Below are 16,460 nucleotides of genomic sequence, written 5' to 3' on the forward strand. Positions count from 1 at the left end.
GGAAGTTCGAGTCTTCTCCTGGGCACCAAACCTTTTGGTCGCCGCTTTGCTTATCCATCCTAATTGCCCAGGTGGCGGAATTGGTAGACGCGCTAGCTTCAGGTGCTAGTGTCCTCACGGGCGTGGAAGTTCGAGTCTTCTCCTGGGCACCAAATCAATTATCCGGCTTATCCGGATTTTTTATTGAATAGATTTATTTGTCTGATTAAGCTACAATATCAGACAACAAAATATGTTTGATTCCACAGAGAGGTGGATGAGTGGTTTAAGTCGCACGCCTGGAAAGCGTGTATACGTGAATAGCGTATCGAGGGTTCGAATCCCTTCCTCTCTGCCAATTACTTTTTTAAAAGTTTTTCATCACTTTTAAATCTATATATAAATGGCTAAGTTATCAAAGACTTAGCCATTTTTTATATTTGTATGTTTTAAATCTATTTCTAGTACATACAGATTCTTTTGATTTTTTTATGGTATTTTATGTGTTATCAACAAGGAGTAACACATGCCTAAAATCGTAACGCCTTTGAGCTTGTCTCAAATCAAAACCGCCAAACCCAAAGACAAGGTTTATAAACTTTCCGACGGCGGCGGGCTGGCTTTATGGGTTTTGCCGTCCGGTACTAAATCTTGGCGGCTACAATACCGCCGAGCCGATGGGAAAATGGACACGATGACTTTAGGACTTTTCCCCCGCTTCGGGTTAGCAGATGCTCGCACTTGGCGGGAGGAGATGTTGTCTAAAATTAAAAATGGCATAAATCCCAAATTGATTTCAGACGACGTAGCCGCAGCATATCGGTTTGAAAATTGTTTGGCGCGGTGGTTTGACAAATGGCGCAAGTCTGGGGGCAAACAGGGGACGGGGAAGAATCCCCGTTATGCGGAGCAGGTCTTGGCTGCGATTGAGCTTAATGTCTTGCCGACATTCAAGGGGCGCGATATTCGGTCAATCACGACGGCGGAAGTTGTCGCGGTGTTGCGCAAGATGGAGCAGCGGCAGGCGTTGGAGTATCTGCGGCGGGTAAAAGGTAACTTAGGTCTGATGTTTGATTATTTTGTTGCTGACGGCTCTATCCCTTCGAATCCTGTTACGGTCATCGGCAAGCAGGTTTTTGACAAACCGCCCGAACGTCATTTCGATGCTTTGCGATTTGACCAACTCCCCCTTTTAGTTGAACGCCTCGAAACGTCAAAAGATATTGGAGATCGAGCGCGGCTTTTAATTTACTGGCAACTGTTGAGCATGACGCGCCCGTCGGAAGCGGCAGGAACTAGGCTGTCAGAAATAAATCTCAAGGCAGGCATTTGGGAAATACCTATCGAACGAATGAAGACACGCCCGCATATTGTTCCATTGAGTTCGGCTTTGAAAACTATTTATTTCGAGGCGCTCCGCCTTAATGTGAACGGTATTTATTTGTTTGAGGGCGCGGGATTCGCTAAACCCATGTCCTCCGAAACTGTCCGAATAAAACTACGCTCCAAGATGGGACTTAACACAACGGCGCACGGTCTCCGAAGTTTGGCGCGAACATACCTGCGCGAAGTTTATAAAATCCGCAGAGATGTCGGAGAGATGCTACTTTCTCACGGGATATCCGATAAAACAGAACGCGCCTATGATCGCTCCGAACTTTTAGACGAGCGGCTGGAGATGCTCGAGAACTTAGGGCGCGATGTCATGGTTCTTCGTGACCGTTATCGCACTAAATGACGTTATTCGCTATGTGGTCGTCTGAAACATTTCAGACGACCTTTTTTTGTGTTGCCGCCCCTGCGACGACGGGCGGCGCGCGCTCCCCCTCCCACCGCGCGGACTCTGTGTGGGTGTGTTTTTTTATGCAGCGATAGGGTAGGCGGGAATCCTTATGTTTCATGGGGTTTTCGGCTTTTTTGGGGTACTGGTTTTTTATGCGTTTTTATGCAAGATTATGCATTTTCATGCTGATTTATGCGCCGTCTTTAAAATACAATAATAAAGCCGTCTGATTTGTTTCAGACGGCTTTTTTCAATCGATTTTCAAGGCTTTTAATAACTGGTCTGTGATGTACTGCAAATCCTCTTTCGGCAATCCCAATAACAGGCGCGATGGGAGGTTTTTGCGCGAATTACCGTCTTCGTGTTCGGTGGCAATGGCTGCTGCCGAACCGCCGAACCAGCCAATTTGCGCGCGGTTGGCATCTGCCTTTTGACGCAGCCAGCGGGCGGCACCAAGACGTCGGAACATTACCATACGGGATATTGTCGGCGTTTTCAGGTACAAATATTCGCGCCGAAATCCTAACAGTCCGCGCTCGCCCTCGAACCGTACCAATTCATTTCCTTTTTCCGTACGACTATATGCAATGCGTCCAGTGTAACTATCTCCGTATTTTTCTCCAAAAAAACGAAACGGACGACGGTGTAGTTCCTCTCCATCCCGTAAGCGTCGGAAAGCGAAACGGTCGCCTTGGCGTTTAGCCATCGGATTTCCGTCAGGCTCGATATTTGCTTTAATGCGGTTTCTGGTGCGGCTGCGTAACTCCGTCGCGATATTGCGCATAAGTTTGGCACGGGCAGACGGCTGAATCTTTAGCACCAAATGTTCGATTTGGGCGGCGAGTGCTTCCAGTTCTTCCATATTTCCTCTTGCACTTTAAGCAAAGGACGCATATGCGTCCTTTATCTGTTTAAGAAACGGGGCGCGGCGGCTCTGTCTTGACTTTGTATGTAACCAAACCATTATCATCAAGTCCGGCGATGACGGTCTCTGACAATTTAAGCTCTATCATCACATCCCACACATCCGACTCTATCGGTTCAGCCTCGAAAATAAAGGCGCGTGATGATGCGTCCGCACCCGGACATAAAATATCCGGCTGATTCTCTTGCAACCACTTGTTCACAATCAAAAAAAGATACGCAGGATCGCGATGGAACTCCTGAATAAAAATATTGAGCGTGTACTTCGCTTCATAACTCAATGTATTTCGTTTCGGAATAATCTGCCCCGACAAAACCGTCATACGCAGACGGTCAGGGGCGGCTTTAAACTCCGGCAACGTTTCCTGTATGGCAAGACGCAGGCTTTTTGGTTTTTCCATTTTCAGACGACCTTATTTTGTAAACCGCTGTCGCTGTTCTTCGATGCGTTGGCAGTCAATACATAAACGGCAACCCGGTACTGCTTCTCGACGCGCTTCGGGGATGATTTCACCGCACTCTTCACACTCTTGGGCGGATGGCGCGGCGGATTCTTGTTCCCTTTGGCGCAACAGCCAGAATTCGCGCATTTTTTGCTCTAAGTCGCAGGCTTGGTCAATGATGTCGGTCATGGTGTAGCTTTCCCTTCTTCATCGCCTTTGAGGCAGGCTGACAAAGCGTCGCGATAGAGGCGGCATTGTTCAAACGCCGAGCGATAGGCAATCAAGGCGCGAACCATGTCCGCATTGGTTGTAATCTCTTCGGGCGGGTAGGCTTCACACTTCGGCACCGGCGGGCATGACTCGGCAGCCTGTACAGATACCGGCGGATTATGGGTGCAGGCAGTAAGGGCAATGGCTGCGACGAGAACAGAGAGACGTTTCATGTTTTATCTTTCATAGTTTGATGTTTAAAAGGGCGCAATCATGCGCCCCGCTGTTATTTTTTATTGATGGTTTTGGCTACATCTTCGGGCAGTTTTTCAGACGACCATTCATGATGCTTAGTCAGTGCTGCTTCGACTTGGCTGTTTTTTTCAGCCTGCACCTTCATGATTTGGTTTACCTGCTCTTGCAAGCTTTGGGCGCGGGCTTTATAAATCCTGATTGTTGCGTCTTTTGATTTGATGGCGGCTTCCTGCGCGGCGACTGTTTGTGTCAGTGCCTTATTGCTTTTTCGCATGTACATCAAGCCATATCCGAGGACGGCAACGGTCAGGATATAAGACACGACAACAACAATAGCTGTTTTCATATCATCTCCCTTTCTAGGCTTCGCTCACGCCTGCTGCCGCAGTGCCGGTAACGATGGGCAGGTTATAACGCTCCTCTGACGGGAACGATTTAACCGGCTTACCATCAACCAATTTAGACGGCCAGTAGCAGCCATCGATGTCGGCGGCGTTAAACGGCACGATTGATACGGCATTGCCCTGATTACCGCCCCATCCCATAATCTGCCCTTTGGCGTTTTTGCCGCCAACGAAAAACACATGGCCGCCGCCTTTGCGGGATTTCACGGCGATACAGCCATAGGCAGGTTTAGAAAGCTTGGTTAGACCTGCTTCAGACCATGCCTTTGCACGATACCAATCCTTGATGACGGCGCGCCCGCTTTTGCCGAGACAGTACCCGACAAACAGACCGCACCAAGGCGTCTCGTCGTCTGCGTACCACGCTTTTGCAGCATTGGGAAAGTTTCCCATCTCTTTGAGCCAAGACTGGATAATCGGGTTATGTTTCGCACCGACGATTTCTCTTAATCCGAGGTGCCGGCGGGCTTCCGCCATCCAAGGCAATTCAGTCATATTTTTTCCTTTAATTGTGTGTTTCAGATGTTGTCCGACCTTCTTGCATCAGGTTTTTCGATGACTGGCTTACCGCCTGTCGTTTCAAAAATCCTTGATTTGCGGCGATAGGTCGGGTTTTTTTCGGGTTAATTTTGCTGACGTTTCCGCCGCTCCATAACACTGCACCCGTGTGCAGGGCGAGACCGAAAATCAGTAGCCATGTTGTGAGAGATTCGATGGCAAAGGCGGCGGCCAGTGCGAGACTGCAAAACCACACGATAGACAGATAGGCGATTGCCGCACTCAACGGCTTATGCGTCTTGCCGCGCGCGTCAAACATGATGATTCTCAGGGCAGCGGTCAGGGATAAAGCAATGATGGCGGTGGTTTGGACGGTATTCATACCTCTTTTTCCTCTTCCAATTCCGTGTTTTTCAGACGACCTTGGTCAATCAGGCGCATGATTCGCTGCAATCCCAATACCAAACCGGCAGAAAAGAGGGCGGCAGCAGTAAAGCTATTGATGTGTAACTCATCGCCCGGGAGCAGCCAGTTAACAATGTCTTCCGCTCCGTCGTAACCAAAAATACCGCCAACAAAGGACACGGCAAACAACCAAGCCTTATTGATCGGACGTTCTGCCTTTTGGCTTAGGACAAACAGGGATGCGCCGATTAGCGCGCCGAACGCGACGGAGGCGTGGACGTGGTAGCTTCCGATGACGATAACGGCGGCATTGACGGCGGTGGTGGTTTTATCGTGGGTCATAACGTTTCAATCCCATAGGTTCAGGGTGGATTTTTCTTGTATTTCTTCGTTTTGCGCGGCTTCGTGCAGCCTTATTTTTATGCCGGCGGGCAGCAGGGCAGGGTGGGCGGACAAGCCGTAATTCGCGGTCAGGATGCGCTCGGTATGCCTTGCTGATGTGCCATAGTGCCGCCATGCGATATTTGCGACGGTGTCGCCTTCTTGCGTTATGTATTCCATTTCAGATTAATTCTGCATCGCAGCGTCTTTCGCCCATGACGGCGGCGGTCGCGTAGTGGGCTTCGCGACGGTAGTCCTCCGCCTGACTTTGCTTCATTTCGGCACGTTCGCCCGCTTTCCCTGATGGTTCCGTATCCGCGTATTTTTCCAACAGTAGGGATTTGGCATAGCAATAGACGGCGCGGCGGTAGTGGATGGTTTTCACGGACTCGCCGTTGATAACGTCGTCTGAATCGCCAGTTTCGGCAAGCGTGGATTTGCCTACCTGAACGGCTGAAATACGGTATTTTTTAAGCTGTCCGTTGACATGTGCGACGGCTTCAAGGGCAGCGTGATATACGCGCGAACTGGATATGTTCGCCTCTATCCGCATGACTTCGCGGAAGTTTGTTAAGTCAATAACGGGAAAAAACGGAATGCTTCGGATTTCGGATTGGTCGAATTCCTGCCGCCCTTGGTCGGGGTTATCGGCGAAAACCATCGTCATGTTTTGTATCCATACTGAATAAGCCCGCCCGATGTTCAGGCGGGCTTCGGAATAGAGGCGCAGAGGCTTTTACGGATAAGGCCGTCCGCGATTAATCGGGAGGACTTTCCGCAGGCTTGCGCCCGGCGGGGGGAAGATTTCAGCTTTCAAGCTGTTTTTTGAGTGCGGCAATACGGGATTTGACGCCGATTTTGTCGGAATACTGCAAAGCGGATTCGTAGTAGCCTACGGCACCCTGCACGTCTCCGACTTCTTCGGCGCGCTCGCCACATGCTTTGAAAAATTTGGCACGAACTATGTCCGTCAGATTAATTGTGTGCATGCCTGTCTCGTCATCCGTACTGCTCAAGAGCGCGAGTAATTCAGCATGATTTTCGGGACTTAAATCGGCACCGGTGGCAAATTGCTCTGCCAACTCTTCGACCAACAGGTCAGGCAAGTCGCGGCGGTAGTCGTCTTGCACCTTCATATCATGCTTGATGGCAAACAGGATGTACGGCACGGCAGTATCGAGGTCGCCAATGTCAATCAGCCACAAAAGTGCAGTGGTAAAGACAGGGTCTGATTCAGACGGCGCTCCTGCTTGGTACACGTCTTCGAGCCACGGCAGATATTTCAAAATCATGCCTTTTTTGGCTTGGACTTTATCGGAAACCGCTTTGATTTGGCTCAATACGGCACGGTCGGCGTTGAGGGTAGCCAGCAAGCGTCGGTACGGTTCGGCGGCATTGATGTCCTCTCCGTTTTGCGCGGCTTGCTCGGCCAAAACTTGTTGTTTATGTGCTTGGGCGGGTGTCATTATTTTTCTTTCTGTGATGTCGTCTGAAACTCAATCGCCGCAACCCATACGGGGTGAAGCTCGTTTCAGACGACCTTTGATACAGTCAGACGATTTGCGCCTGATTGCTATTTGGCGATTTTGATGTTTTCCACCAAAGCCGCTGCGCCATACTCTTCGACGACATAGCAGATGTTTTCCGATTGGTAGTCTGCGATGCGGTCAAATTCAGGCTCGTCCACCAATTGGCGGCGGTGGCCGCCTTTGTGGAAGTAAATCGACAGATTTTCCAGCGGCGTAACCAGCAGGGTATTTTTCGGGAAATATGGCACGGTAACGACCGGCAGACCGCCCAAGCGTTTTTCGCTCATGATGATGTCGGCTGGACGCAGCTCACTTGCCTTATTACCTGCTTCTTTGATGACTGCGAAGTATTTTTCAGACAACAAAGATTGATGGCAGATAACAGTCATGCCCGGCATATCGTGGAACTCTTCGTCAATCAGGTTTTCCATCACGTCGGTAACGAGATGGTCGATTGAGGTGTACGGTTTACCTGTACCGATTTCAATTGCATTCGCAGTTCCACCCATGACGTTTGTCGCTGCATTTTCGCGCAGGTGTTGCAACCAGCCTTTTTGTACATCCTGCAAGAGCGGGTTACTTGCAAAGTTGGTGGTCGCAGCGGCAGACGTGCCGTTGAAGCCGATGGCAATCAGGCTTAACGCTTTGGATTTGACGAGCTGGTTATTAATCAGCTTGACGTATTCGGGGTGGGCGCTCCAAGAGTCCATATCGTCATAGCTGACTTGAGTGTCAAAATTGACTTTTTTGCACAAATACTGGCGGTCGGTCAGGTTGTGATATGGCTTGGGTTGGCGGCGAACGCTGCCGTCGCCGTTTTTTGTATCGGTACGAGAGGCGTTCAAACCAGTCGATAAACCGATGATGGAACCGGCAATTTCGGTTTTGCTGATAATGTTGATTTTCTGCAAGAAAGTAGATTGCAGACGTACCGCTTCGCGCATTTTTTGAGATACGGCGGGCTGTACGTTGAATTGTCGCGCAATACCTGCGGCGGTTGTGCCGTTGGCTTTTGCGACGGCATTGATGTATTGCTGAATGTATGGGTGCATTTTTCGCCTTTACTTGTTATCAATATTCGGAATCTGCGACGGTTGTCGCGCCGGTGTGCGCGGCGGCGGCATTGACAGGAGTCGATTCGACTTTTGCTTTAAATGCCTCGAATTCTTGTCGCAATGCCGCGTAGTCTTCGACGATTTTTCCAGTGATTTGCGCCGATTGCTCCAATTCCTTGTTCAGGGCGGCAATTTCTTGGCTGTAATCGATTTTTTGCGGTTCTTGGCTTGGCTGTTCGGTGGCTGGTTTTTTGCTGAACATTGCGTCATGAATGACGGCAAAAATGCCTTTTTTCTCTGTTTTCGGTTGGTTTTCGGCTTGGGGCATATTTTGACTTTCCATTTGTGTGTATGCGGCGGTGAAATTGGGGTCATCTGGTGCGATTTGTCGGAATTTGAGCATTGTTGTACCCATCGATGCGGGCGAGTCGGTCATCGCTAGACCAACCAAATAGGCTTTGCCGGTATCGCCGAACGGCTTCATCAACTCCATCGACGTGAAGACTTTTTCGCGGTCTTTGATGTAGCCCAGCATTTTTTCAGTCGGGTCGATACGGGCATACAAACGGGTCACGCCGTCAGTCGTTTCGGCTTTGAGTTCGAGGACGTCGCCCAAGCCTGAATAGTCGTTTTTTGGGCTGTATGGGCGGTAGTGTTCGAGATTGATGCGCGCGCCGTACAACTCTGGGTCATAGGCGGCAGCGGCGGCAATCAGGTCGGCGGATTCGATGTTGCGTCCGTCAACGGTTGCGCCTGATTTGCCGATGCAAAACCAGCGGTCGCTAAATTTTTCTTGGGTTGATTTGGAGGATTTATCCATTTTTGCCTGCTTTGGTGTTTGTCCGCTTTATTTTGTCATTTGCGCGGAACGAGGCAAGCAGCAGGGTTTTTTCATGTGATTTTCAAGTCATGCCGAATGGGCGGCGCGGGCGGATTTGCCCGAAAATCGGAAAATTGAAGATATTTTTTGAACTAATGGAAAAACGTCAAAACATCGAAATCGCGCAGAATATAGACCCGCGCCTAGTGGCGCGGTCGCTCTATTGGCAGGGCTGGAAGATTACCGCCATCGGGCGGCATTTGGGGCTGAAGCCCGCCACGGTGCATTCTTGGAAGCAACGGGAAAACTGGGACGGCGGGACGCCGATGCAGCGAGTCGCGTCATCCATCGAAGCGCGCCTAATCCAACTCGTTAACCTGCCCAACAAATCAGACGGCGTTTACAAAGAGATGCGCCAACTTTCCGCACTGATGGTCGGGGAGGGTAAAAGGTCGTCTGAAAAATCGGAAATGCCGAAGGACAACCGCTTTGACGGCGCAGACAAGCCGCCTTTTGACAGCGTGCCGACCATAGACCGCCCGCCGCGTGAACATACCGAGCGCACCGAGCGCAGCCGCACCCGCTCCGTCGAAAAACCGCCGAAAAACTATATCGCGCCGGAGCAACAACAGCGCATGATTGAGATTTTTGAGGAACAATGTTTCGATTATCAGCGGTATTGGGGCGAGATTTACCGGACGCACCGATTCCGTAATATCTTAAAAAGCCGCCAAATCGGCGCGACTTTCTATTTTGCCCGCGAAGCCTTCTTGACCAGCCTAAAAACGGGCATTAACTCCATTTTCCTATCCGCGTCCCGCGCGCAGGCGTATCAGTTTAAGCAATACATCCTCAACCTCTGCAAGATGGTCGATGTCGAGCTAAAAGGCGGAGATACGATCTCGCTGCATAACGGCGCGGAACTGCATTTTTTAGGCACCAATTCACGGACGGCACAAGGTCGCAACGGCAACTTGTATGTCGACGAATATTTCTGGATTCCCGATTTCGAGCGGTTGCAAACGCTGGCCGAGCCGATGGCGAGTCAAAAGCACCTGAAAACGACCTATTTCTCCACGCCGTCATCCGAAGGCCACCCCGCTTATGGTTTTTGGTCGGGCGCGATGTTTAACGAAGGGCGTCCTAGAAGAGAGCATATCAAGCTCGATTTGAGCCACGCCGCTTTAAAACACGGTCGTCAGGATGCCGACGCGCAATGGCGGCAAATCGTCACGATTCATGATGCGCAGGAATCAGGCTGCAACCTCTTCGATATTAATTACCTTCGCCAGCGCAACTCGCCCGACAAGTTCGCGCAGCTCTTTGAATGTCAATTCGTCCCGGACGGCGAAGGCGTGTTTCATTTTGCCGACCTGCAAGCCTGCGGCGTCGAATCGTGGGATTGGACTTGGTACAAACCTGACATGATGCGTCCCGCTGGGAATATCCCTGTATGGATAGGCTACGACCCGAGCTATACCGGCGACGCGTCCGGCTTGGTGGTCGCTGTTCCGCCGCAACGCAACGGCGAGCCATTCCGAATTTTAGAAACACACATGATTAATGGGGCGGATTTTGAATCTCAGGCAAAAATCATTCGCAGCATGACCGAGAAATTCAACGTTACCAAAATCGTCATCGACGCAAACGGTATCGGCGCGGCGGTGTACGACCTTGTTAAAAAATTCTATCCGCCCGCCATCGGCATGACCTACACACCCGATATTAAAGGGATGATGGTTTTAAAAACGCAGAATCTGCTCAAAAACAAACGTATCGAGTGGGACGCGGGCAAAATCGATTTGCAGATGGCGTTTATGTCCGTCCGCCGCGCAATTACTGCCAGCGGACGAAACATCACTTACGAATCGACGCGCAGCAAAGCCGCCAGTCATGGCGACTTGGCTTGGGCAGCGATGATGTTGTTTTATCAAGAGCCGCTGGACAATGTTGTCAGCGGACGTTTTGAGATTGATAGTTAAAGGATTTTTATGTCTGATTTAAATTCGACAGGCAATGAACCACGCACAGATTTAGAGATTTTCAGTTGGGGCTACGACGAGCGTTTGTCTTGGCTCGGCGCGGCGTGGGAATGCGCCGACAACGGCCATTACTACGAACTGCCCGTCAATCAAGAGGACTTGATCGGATTGCTGCGTGTCGGCGTACATCATTCGTCCGCGCTGCATTGCAAACTAAATGTCTTAACCTCCACCTTTGAGCCGACTGCGCTTTTGAGCCGCGCCGAATTCAAAAAGCTGGCTTTTAATTTCCTAGTCACCGGCAATGGTTATCTGTCGGCGGAGCGCAACCGCTTCGGCAAGGTCTTGGGATTCAAAAACCGCCTGTCCGTCTATATGCGTCGGTCGTCTAAAAAATACGAAAAAGACGGTTACTTCTATCTGCGTTCGCACGTCATCGCGACGGCTGACTTTATCCCAAAATCCGACGTTATCCATCTGATGCAGCCCGATTTGGTGCAGGAAGTTTACGGCATCCCCGAATATTTGGCGGGCTTAAGTTCGGCGGAGCTTAACCGCTCGGCGACGACCTTCCGACGCCGCTACTACGACAACGGCAGCCATGCAGGCTTTATCGTGTACGCAACCGACAACAATATGAATAACGACGATTGGAACAATCTCAAGGACCAATTTAAAAAAGCGCAACGCGAAGGCAATTTCCGCAATGTCTTTTTGCGCTCGCCTGACGGTAAACCTGAAGGTATCAAACTGATTCCGATTTCAGAGGTTGCCGCCAAAGACGATTTCCTTAATATTAAAAACGTGTCCGCCCAAGATATGCTGACGATACATCGCGTCCCACCGTCATTGATGGGGGTCGTCCCGACGGCGGCGGGCGGATTGGGTGATGCCCGAACAGCGGCGGAAGTGTTCGCTGCGAATGAAATCGAGCCGATACAGGCGGCGTTTCTTGAAGCCAACGACGCATTCGGCGCGGAAGTGTTTAGATTTAAGCCGTACACGTTGGCAACAGTTGGGAAATAGGAAAAGGTCGTCTGAAATATTTCAGACGACCTTTTACTTTATTCTATCTCCAATCCATCGCATGACTGGAACTGCCATACTGTTTCCGATTGCCATGTATCTTTGTGTATCTGGGCATTGTTCTACGGTCTTGTTGCGCCAAGGAATCTTTGTGTAGTTATCTGGGAATCCTTGCAGCCTTTCGCATTCAATTGGAGTTAGTTTTCGTACTTTTGGATAATTTATAATGCAATTTCCGTTACAAATTTGGTCTGAGTTAACGCCCCATCTAGTGCTTAACGTTGCTCCAATTTTTGAAACTAATAAAGTTTCACTACCACCAGACAGCGCGCCACCTGTTCTTTTTACTGTGCCGCCGACATCGGATTCTCGATATGTTCCAAAGCTGCTTTCAATAAAGGCGGAAGATTCTTCTTCCGATGTTTCGCCCTTTTTAAAATCCCTGCTTTCGCCCGGTTGCTCAAATAGTATTTCGGCGACACGTCTGTTTCGACTACCTGCCACAAGGAACACTCTTCGGCGGCGTTGGGGGACTCCGAAATATTGGGCATCCAAGATTCGCCATGCGATTTCGCACTCGTCCGAACGCACAATACCTGCACCCGTCCATCTGCCCCTTGTTGGGACAAGCTCTTTGGACTCGCCAAGCAAAGCTGCCAAAAAACATCCGAAGGCGTTGTCTCGTGTTGATAAAACGCCGGGGACGTTTTCCCACAGTACAACTGCGTCGGGCAGTCCGTAGCGTCTTCGAATAGTGTTAATTGCATTTAAAATCCTTACAAAAACAAGCGTCAGGTTTCCGCGTTCGTCATTTAGGCTGTTTCTTAAGCCGGCAACCGAAAAAGCCTGGCAAGGTGTCCCGCCGACCAAAATATCAGGTGCTTCAATTTCGCCTGACAAAATCCGCTCCGGTAACGTCGTCATGTCGCCATAGTTCGGGACGCTTGGGTAGTGGTGTGCCAAGACGGCGCATTGGAATGGCTCTATTTCCGAGAACCATGCCGGTTCAAATCCCATCCCCTGCCACGCTACGGATACCGCTTCAATTCCGCTGCAAACGCTGCCGTACCTCAAAACCATTTATTAATCCTTGTATAAATACTCGTCCCGCATTCTGATTACTTCCTCCCGCTTGTAGAGGTTGTCCCGTCCCACCAACTTCGGCTGCGGTATCAGCCCCGCCCGGCGGCGCGCCCAAATGGTTGTCGTGGACGGCGGCTTTTTGCCCGGGATCGTCCATAGTTTCTTCACTTCATCTAGGGTAATGTATTCGCCCATTTTTATTCCTTTCCGGTTGGTCAGTTTCGATTAATCAATTTTTTATTCATTGCCAGCGACGCTTCACGGGCGGCGCGGGCGGATTCGAGGACGCTTTCGACGGTGTCGTATTGCGGTTTTTCGTAGCGGACCGTCTTCGCGCGGATATTGGCTTCGTCGGCGGCTCTGATGGCGGCGAAGTCAAAAACAGGTTCTTTCGGGGTCAGTCCACTGACGAGCGGACGGCGCAGTTTCTCGATGCCGTGGATGTATTCGCGGTAGTTTCGCTGTTCTTTTCGGGCGGCTTCGCCACGGATCGCGGTATCTTTCGCCGCTTCCTCGATTTTTTCGCGTGTTTCGCGGCTCATGTATCCCAGCTCTTCGATGCTGGCCATATCAATCATGTCTTTTTGATATTCGTTTTCCAGTTCCGGGCTTAATCCGGCGTTTGCCAAACCGACGGCGTTTTGCACCGAAAAACCGTGTTTCCAAATAAGCCATTCTGCGGCTTCGGTTTTTTCAAGGTCGGTCAGGGTTGCGGCGGCTGGACGTCTGCTTAATTTTTGTGCAGATTCGGGGTCGAATTTCATTTTCGTAGAGTTATTGACACAAGTCCAAGCGGCGGCGGTGCCGCCGTTTTTTTTCAAAACCCACGAATGGACGCGCGAAATTTCGACGCGTCCGGTGGCTTTTTCGTAAACGCCCATGATGCGGTCAGCAGGGATTTCGCCGTAGCAGTTCGGCTCTTTCGCCTCTTCGCGGTACAGTCCGAGACGGACGTTTTTGCGCGATACGGACTCGCCGCCCAAAAGGACGGTAAAACGCATCCAGTCGCCCATGTCGGCAGCCTGTTGGGCGAGCATTAAAAGGTCGTCCGAAGCGTCTGGGTTGATTCGGCGCAGTTCGCGCCAGATGGTAACGGGGCAGCCGCCGATTTGCTGGAACTGGCGGATACCGTGATGACTTGCCCATGCGTCCACGCGGACGGCGGTTTCCGCCATGCTCAACAGCGCGTCAGACTCATAGTCAACGCCCAAGCCTTCGCCGCTTTGACTTTTACCGTCGATGTTTTTGGCGATATATTTGGCGATATAACCGGCAGCCGAGCCGCGCGCCCAGTTGATGGCTTCAAAGTCAACGCGGGCAGAGGCGGGGGTTTCCTTCCAAAATTTAAAATATTTGGATGCCCAGAATTTCGCCTCGGTTTTCAGACCGGCGCGGATGGCGGCGAGCGTAGGCGCGCTGCCTTGTTCTTCACGGATTTTCGATTGGATTCGGCGGGCTTCCGCGTCCGCTTCTTTTGCCGTCGCCAAGTATTTCAAACCCAGCTCTTCGCGGTTTTCACGACAGGCGTGTTTCGCCACGACGCGGCGGAAGGTAAGGCGGTGTTGCTCTTCCATGAAGACAAGCCCGTGCCAGTGCGGCGTACCGTCGTGATGCGGCTCGGCAACGCGGAAGCCGTAGATTTTGATTTTCAGGCGACCTAATTCCGCATTGATACGACCCCATACTTTATTCAAGTAAGCCTGCGCCTGCGACGGCGTTTCTCCGCTGAATTTCTCGTTCGGCTTGCCGAAGTGGTGCATACGGTGCATACGGGACGGGCAGGTAATCGTAAAGAATTCGCCGACGTGGTTTTTCAGGCGGGCGATTTCCTCGAAGCCGCGAATACGCACCATCAATTCGGCGCGGCGCAGGGCGGGATTGGATACAGAGACTTCAGACAAAGCCTCGAGCGTGAACTCTTGCCCCAGCTCATTAATCGCAATCATGGTTTGCAGCATGGCAAGATTGCGACGCTTTTGCGCCAAACGGCGGAATACCGCTTCATCAGAGGCATAAAGTCCCGTTTTGCGGGACACAAAGCCAGCCTCGCGGCGGTAGCGTTCGGCGGCGCGCGCGAAAATGCGGCGAAGCTGTCGACGCCAAAACTTCGGAGCTTTCAGACGAGCCTCAATCGCTTCGGGGATTTTGTCCTTGAATACTTTTTTGGTATCGATGCCGTATTCGGAAGCAGCATAATGGATCAGACCGGCGAGACTCCAGCCGATACGTTTCTTGAAATAAATATCTTTGGCGGCAGCCTCGGCGAGGACACGGATGTCGTCGTCCGAAGCGTCCAAACCTGCCGAACGGACGGCAGGCGGCAGAATGGTCAGATTGTCGAGCAAGGTTTTCAGACCGTCTTCGGCGCGGACACGCGCGGCGGCGGGCTGAATGCCGCTGTCCAACTGACGGACGACTAAATCGGTAAAGAACGAGCGCGCTTTTGACGCTTCGGCAGGTTTCAGGCTTTCAAATCCCTCACGCAACACGGGCGGAATCAGCAAAAAGGCTTTGGCGGCGTAGTCTTGCTGCGCCGCCTTGCCTTTAATAACGTTATTGCTGATATTGCCCATGATTTTTTCCTGTAAAAGGTCGTCTGAAATACCCGTCTGTCCGAGTAGTCAAGCGTCTGTCCGCTTTGTCTTTGCTCCGTTAGAATGGAAGCTCCTAAACAACCTTCCCGGAGAAATGAAATGAAGCTCAATCGCGAACTTCAAAGAAAAATATTGTCTGTCCTGACAGAGTGCTTCCCCCAAGACCCTCCACCAAATTTCCTTCATACCTTACGCGCCGAATACGGCGAGGATGAAACAGACGGCAATCTGATGTATTTGGAAATGCACGGACTGGTCAACTTCAAACTTACCCGCTTCTTAAGCGGGGCGTATTCCATCGATTATGTGAAACCGACCGAAAAGGCTTTTGATTTCCTTGCCGAAGACGGCGGTCTTTCTGCGGTTTTAGGGGTAGTTACGGTCAGGCTGGATGCGGAAACCCTGCGGGAACTGGTCGCCCTGAAAATAGATAAGGCAGACATTCCGACCGGTCAAAAAGAAACACTGCTTAAAATTATTCGCTCTCTGCCGGAGGAGGGGTTAAAGCGGTTATCGTCCCGATTGATTGAGTTCGCTTTGGACAAGGGCGCGGATTTAGTGAAACTGCTTGATATATCCGGCGGCCTCTAATTGTTGCCAGGTGGCGAAATCGGATACTTCCAACTTCGCCCAACTCCATATCAAATTCTTCAACCATGCGGTCTGAACATTCAGGCTCGGATACCATCAGTCGATTACCGGTATCGCACCATATGTACTGGTCGGTTTCATATATCTGCATGGTTTCATCTCAATGCTTAAAATAGTCCTGAATTCTTTCTTCGATTTCCGCGTCCAGCTTTTTCTGCTCGATTTTGTAATCTACATAGAGCCAAGCAGCGAGCGCGGCGGCGAAAACAATGCCGATGACTGCGATGATGCTCATTGCCCCACCTCCTGAGGAATTTCAGCGTCGCCGCCCATGTGGTCGAATGTCGGCGATTCGTAAGCGCGTACAACGTCCGTTTCAGGCAGCGTTTGCGGCGGATTCGGTATGTTTCCGTGTGTCGAACCGAGCATAAAAGACGAGGCGGCGAGCATCAGGGCGAGGATGATGTAGCGGATTTTGATTTTCATGATATTTCCTTG

22 protein-coding genes and 2 tRNA genes are annotated in these 16,460 nt (G+C 51.0%); 6 read left to right on the plus strand and 18 right to left on the minus strand.

Features of this window, described 5'->3' with window-relative positions; translation table 11 throughout:
- The first annotated feature begins 65 nt into the window (after positions 1 to 65).
- The 3 genes from HMPREF2907_RS00670 to HMPREF2907_RS00680 all read left to right on the plus strand — a co-directional run bounded on the left by HMPREF2907_RS00670 (position 66) and on the right by HMPREF2907_RS00680 (position 1,717).
- A tRNA-Leu gene (locus HMPREF2907_RS00670) sits at positions 66 to 152 on the plus strand.
- 94 nt (positions 153 to 246) lie between these two features.
- Positions 247 to 337: transfer RNA gene (locus HMPREF2907_RS00675), tRNA-Ser, on the plus strand.
- 168 nt (positions 338 to 505) lie between these two features.
- Entirely contained in the window at positions 506 to 1,717 is a 1,212-nt protein-coding gene (locus HMPREF2907_RS00680; protein ID WP_070679133.1) for a tyrosine-type recombinase/integrase, read from the plus strand.
- A gap of 295 nt (positions 1,718 to 2,012) precedes the next feature.
- Here HMPREF2907_RS00680 and HMPREF2907_RS00685 read toward each other — a convergent pair whose 3' ends face one another.
- From HMPREF2907_RS00685 to HMPREF2907_RS00745, 13 genes are all read right to left on the minus strand, one after another.
- On the minus strand, positions 2,013 to 2,624 hold the full coding sequence (locus HMPREF2907_RS00685; protein ID WP_070679134.1) for a phage virion morphogenesis protein: 612 nt from the start codon (positions 2,622 to 2,624) through the stop codon (positions 2,013 to 2,015).
- A 49-nt stretch (positions 2,625 to 2,673) separates the two neighbouring features.
- Positions 2,674 to 3,087 carry a phage tail protein gene (locus tag HMPREF2907_RS00690; protein WP_070679135.1) on the minus strand — a complete coding sequence of 138 codons (414 nt, stop codon included), beginning with the start codon at positions 3,085 to 3,087 and terminating at the stop codon, positions 2,674 to 2,676.
- A gap of 12 nt (positions 3,088 to 3,099) precedes the next feature.
- A complete protein-coding gene (locus HMPREF2907_RS00695) occupies positions 3,100 to 3,318 on the minus strand; it encodes a TraR/DksA C4-type zinc finger protein (RefSeq protein ID WP_070679136.1) in 219 nt (72 codons plus the stop codon).
- A complete protein-coding gene (lysC, locus tag HMPREF2907_RS00700; protein ID WP_070679137.1) occupies positions 3,315 to 3,572 on the minus strand; it encodes an Rz1-like lysis system protein LysC in 258 nt (85 codons plus the stop codon). The genes HMPREF2907_RS00695 and lysC overlap by 4 nt, the downstream gene beginning before the upstream one ends.
- Positions 3,573 to 3,625: 53 nt before the next feature.
- Positions 3,626 to 3,940 (minus strand): twin transmembrane helix small protein, encoded by a 315-nt coding sequence (locus HMPREF2907_RS00705; protein WP_045074435.1) that lies wholly within the window; start codon positions 3,938 to 3,940, stop codon positions 3,626 to 3,628.
- Positions 3,941 to 3,953: 13 nt separating this feature from the next.
- Positions 3,954 to 4,493 (minus strand): TIGR02594 family protein, encoded by a 540-nt coding sequence (locus HMPREF2907_RS00710; protein ID WP_070679138.1) that lies wholly within the window; start codon positions 4,491 to 4,493, stop codon positions 3,954 to 3,956.
- 10 nt (positions 4,494 to 4,503) lie between these two features.
- Entirely contained in the window at positions 4,504 to 4,878 is a 375-nt protein-coding gene (locus tag HMPREF2907_RS00715; protein ID WP_070679139.1) for a phage holin family protein, read from the minus strand.
- On the minus strand, positions 4,875 to 5,243 hold the full coding sequence (locus HMPREF2907_RS00720) for a putative holin (RefSeq protein ID WP_070679140.1): 369 nt from the start codon (positions 5,241 to 5,243) through the stop codon (positions 4,875 to 4,877). The genes HMPREF2907_RS00715 and HMPREF2907_RS00720 overlap by 4 nt, the downstream gene beginning before the upstream one ends.
- A 6-nt stretch (positions 5,244 to 5,249) precedes the next feature.
- Entirely contained in the window at positions 5,250 to 5,462 is a 213-nt protein-coding gene (locus tag HMPREF2907_RS00725) for a tail protein X (protein WP_070679141.1), read from the minus strand.
- Between the two features lies 1 nt (position 5,463).
- Positions 5,464 to 5,949, minus strand: a complete 486-nt coding sequence (locus HMPREF2907_RS00730) for a head completion/stabilization protein (protein ID WP_246830760.1) — start codon at positions 5,947 to 5,949, stop codon at positions 5,464 to 5,466.
- A gap of 139 nt (positions 5,950 to 6,088) precedes the next feature.
- Positions 6,089 to 6,748: a phage terminase small subunit gene (gpM, locus tag HMPREF2907_RS00735; RefSeq protein WP_070679142.1), complete on the minus strand. Its 660-nt coding sequence runs from the start codon at positions 6,746 to 6,748 to the stop codon at positions 6,089 to 6,091.
- Between the two features lie 107 nt (positions 6,749 to 6,855).
- On the minus strand, positions 6,856 to 7,863 hold the full coding sequence (locus tag HMPREF2907_RS00740; RefSeq protein ID WP_070679143.1) for a phage major capsid protein, P2 family: 1,008 nt from the start codon (positions 7,861 to 7,863) through the stop codon (positions 6,856 to 6,858).
- 19 nt (positions 7,864 to 7,882) lie between these two features.
- Positions 7,883 to 8,686, minus strand: coding sequence for a GPO family capsid scaffolding protein (locus tag HMPREF2907_RS00745; RefSeq protein WP_070679144.1), 804 nt, complete (start codon positions 8,684 to 8,686; stop codon positions 7,883 to 7,885).
- 155 nt (positions 8,687 to 8,841) lie between these two features.
- Between HMPREF2907_RS00745 and HMPREF2907_RS00750 the strand changes: the two genes are divergently transcribed.
- Positions 8,842 to 10,668 carry a terminase large subunit domain-containing protein gene (locus HMPREF2907_RS00750; RefSeq protein WP_070679145.1) on the plus strand — a complete coding sequence of 609 codons (1,827 nt, stop codon included), beginning with the start codon at positions 8,842 to 8,844 and terminating at the stop codon, positions 10,666 to 10,668.
- 9 nt (positions 10,669 to 10,677) lie between these two features.
- Positions 10,678 to 11,694 carry a phage portal protein gene (locus tag HMPREF2907_RS00755; RefSeq protein WP_070679146.1) on the plus strand — a complete coding sequence of 339 codons (1,017 nt, stop codon included), beginning with the start codon at positions 10,678 to 10,680 and terminating at the stop codon, positions 11,692 to 11,694.
- 33 nt (positions 11,695 to 11,727) lie between these two features.
- On the opposite strand, the gene HMPREF2907_RS00760 is transcribed toward HMPREF2907_RS00755, so the two are convergent.
- The 3 genes from HMPREF2907_RS00760 to HMPREF2907_RS00770 are packed head-to-tail and all read right to left on the minus strand — an operon-like array spanning position 11,728 to position 15,350.
- Positions 11,728 to 12,774 carry a DNA cytosine methyltransferase gene (locus tag HMPREF2907_RS00760; RefSeq protein ID WP_070679147.1) on the minus strand — a complete coding sequence of 349 codons (1,047 nt, stop codon included), beginning with the start codon at positions 12,772 to 12,774 and terminating at the stop codon, positions 11,728 to 11,730.
- A gap of 3 nt (positions 12,775 to 12,777) precedes the next feature.
- Positions 12,778 to 12,972, minus strand: coding sequence for a hypothetical protein (locus HMPREF2907_RS00765; RefSeq protein ID WP_045074460.1), 195 nt, complete (start codon positions 12,970 to 12,972; stop codon positions 12,778 to 12,780).
- A gap of 20 nt (positions 12,973 to 12,992) precedes the next feature.
- Positions 12,993 to 15,350: a replication endonuclease gene (locus HMPREF2907_RS00770; protein ID WP_070679148.1), complete on the minus strand. Its 2,358-nt coding sequence runs from the start codon at positions 15,348 to 15,350 to the stop codon at positions 12,993 to 12,995.
- 84 nt (positions 15,351 to 15,434) lie between these two features.
- On the opposite strand from HMPREF2907_RS00770, the gene HMPREF2907_RS00775 reads away from it, so the two are divergent.
- Complete coding sequence (locus HMPREF2907_RS00775) at positions 15,435 to 15,962, plus strand: hypothetical protein (protein ID WP_141754377.1); 528 nt, start codon at positions 15,435 to 15,437, stop codon at positions 15,960 to 15,962.
- Between the two features lie 160 nt (positions 15,963 to 16,122).
- On the opposite strand, the gene HMPREF2907_RS13385 is transcribed toward HMPREF2907_RS00775, so the two are convergent.
- Both HMPREF2907_RS13385 and HMPREF2907_RS00780 read right to left on the minus strand, forming a co-directional pair.
- Positions 16,123 to 16,257 (minus strand): hypothetical protein, encoded by a 135-nt coding sequence (locus tag HMPREF2907_RS13385; protein WP_265511154.1) that lies wholly within the window; start codon positions 16,255 to 16,257, stop codon positions 16,123 to 16,125.
- Entirely contained in the window at positions 16,254 to 16,448 is a 195-nt protein-coding gene (locus HMPREF2907_RS00780) for a hypothetical protein (protein ID WP_070679150.1), read from the minus strand. The genes HMPREF2907_RS13385 and HMPREF2907_RS00780 overlap by 4 nt, the downstream gene beginning before the upstream one ends.
- Between the last annotated feature and the right edge of the window lie 12 nt (positions 16,449 to 16,460).

This window comes from Neisseria sp. HMSC055H02 (assembly GCF_001813335.1).
Taxonomy (GTDB): Bacteria; Pseudomonadota; Gammaproteobacteria; order Burkholderiales; family Neisseriaceae; genus Neisseria; species Neisseria sicca_C.

Excerpts from the sequence above, each read along its gene's own strand:
- HMPREF2907_RS00780 (WP_070679150.1), bottom strand. The coding sequence starts at position 16,448 with ATGAAAATCAAAATCCGCTACATCATCCTCGCCCTGATGCTCGCCGCC.
- HMPREF2907_RS00720 (WP_070679140.1), bottom strand. The coding sequence starts at position 5,243 with ATGACCCACGATAAAACCACCACCGCCGTCAATGCCGCCGTTATCGTC.
- HMPREF2907_RS00755 (WP_070679146.1), top strand. The coding sequence starts at position 10,678 with ATGTCTGATTTAAATTCGACAGGCAATGAACCACGCACAGATTTAGAG.
- HMPREF2907_RS00705 (WP_045074435.1), bottom strand. The coding sequence starts at position 3,940 with ATGAAAACAGCTATTGTTGTTGTCGTGTCTTATATCCTGACCGTTGCC.
- gpM (WP_070679142.1), bottom strand. The coding sequence starts at position 6,748 with ATGACACCCGCCCAAGCACATAAACAACAAGTTTTGGCCGAGCAAGCC.
- HMPREF2907_RS00730 (WP_246830760.1), bottom strand. The coding sequence starts at position 5,949 with ATGACGATGGTTTTCGCCGATAACCCCGACCAAGGGCGGCAGGAATTC.
- HMPREF2907_RS00715 (WP_070679139.1), bottom strand. The coding sequence starts at position 4,878 with ATGAATACCGTCCAAACCACCGCCATCATTGCTTTATCCCTGACCGCT.
- HMPREF2907_RS00775 (WP_141754377.1), top strand. The coding sequence starts at position 15,435 with ATGGAAGCTCCTAAACAACCTTCCCGGAGAAATGAAATGAAGCTCAAT.
- HMPREF2907_RS00680 (WP_070679133.1), top strand. The coding sequence starts at position 506 with ATGCCTAAAATCGTAACGCCTTTGAGCTTGTCTCAAATCAAAACCGCC.
- HMPREF2907_RS00760 (WP_070679147.1), bottom strand. The coding sequence starts at position 12,774 with ATGGTTTTGAGGTACGGCAGCGTTTGCAGCGGAATTGAAGCGGTATCC.
- HMPREF2907_RS00690 (WP_070679135.1), bottom strand. The coding sequence starts at position 3,087 with ATGGAAAAACCAAAAAGCCTGCGTCTTGCCATACAGGAAACGTTGCCG.
- HMPREF2907_RS00750 (WP_070679145.1), top strand. The coding sequence starts at position 8,842 with ATGGAAAAACGTCAAAACATCGAAATCGCGCAGAATATAGACCCGCGC.
- HMPREF2907_RS00745 (WP_070679144.1), bottom strand. The coding sequence starts at position 8,686 with ATGGATAAATCCTCCAAATCAACCCAAGAAAAATTTAGCGACCGCTGG.
- HMPREF2907_RS00725 (WP_070679141.1), bottom strand. The coding sequence starts at position 5,462 with ATGGAATACATAACGCAAGAAGGCGACACCGTCGCAAATATCGCATGG.
- HMPREF2907_RS00695 (WP_070679136.1), bottom strand. The coding sequence starts at position 3,318 with ATGACCGACATCATTGACCAAGCCTGCGACTTAGAGCAAAAAATGCGC.
- HMPREF2907_RS00740 (WP_070679143.1), bottom strand. The coding sequence starts at position 7,863 with ATGCACCCATACATTCAGCAATACATCAATGCCGTCGCAAAAGCCAAC.
- HMPREF2907_RS13385 (WP_265511154.1), bottom strand. The coding sequence starts at position 16,257 with ATGAGCATCATCGCAGTCATCGGCATTGTTTTCGCCGCCGCGCTCGCT.
- HMPREF2907_RS00685 (WP_070679134.1), bottom strand. The coding sequence starts at position 2,624 with ATGGAAGAACTGGAAGCACTCGCCGCCCAAATCGAACATTTGGTGCTA.
- HMPREF2907_RS00765 (WP_045074460.1), bottom strand. The coding sequence starts at position 12,972 with ATGGGCGAATACATTACCCTAGATGAAGTGAAGAAACTATGGACGATC.
- HMPREF2907_RS00770 (WP_070679148.1), bottom strand. The coding sequence starts at position 15,350 with ATGGGCAATATCAGCAATAACGTTATTAAAGGCAAGGCGGCGCAGCAA.
- lysC (WP_070679137.1), bottom strand. The coding sequence starts at position 3,572 with ATGAAACGTCTCTCTGTTCTCGTCGCAGCCATTGCCCTTACTGCCTGC.
- HMPREF2907_RS00710 (WP_070679138.1), bottom strand. The coding sequence starts at position 4,493 with ATGACTGAATTGCCTTGGATGGCGGAAGCCCGCCGGCACCTCGGATTA.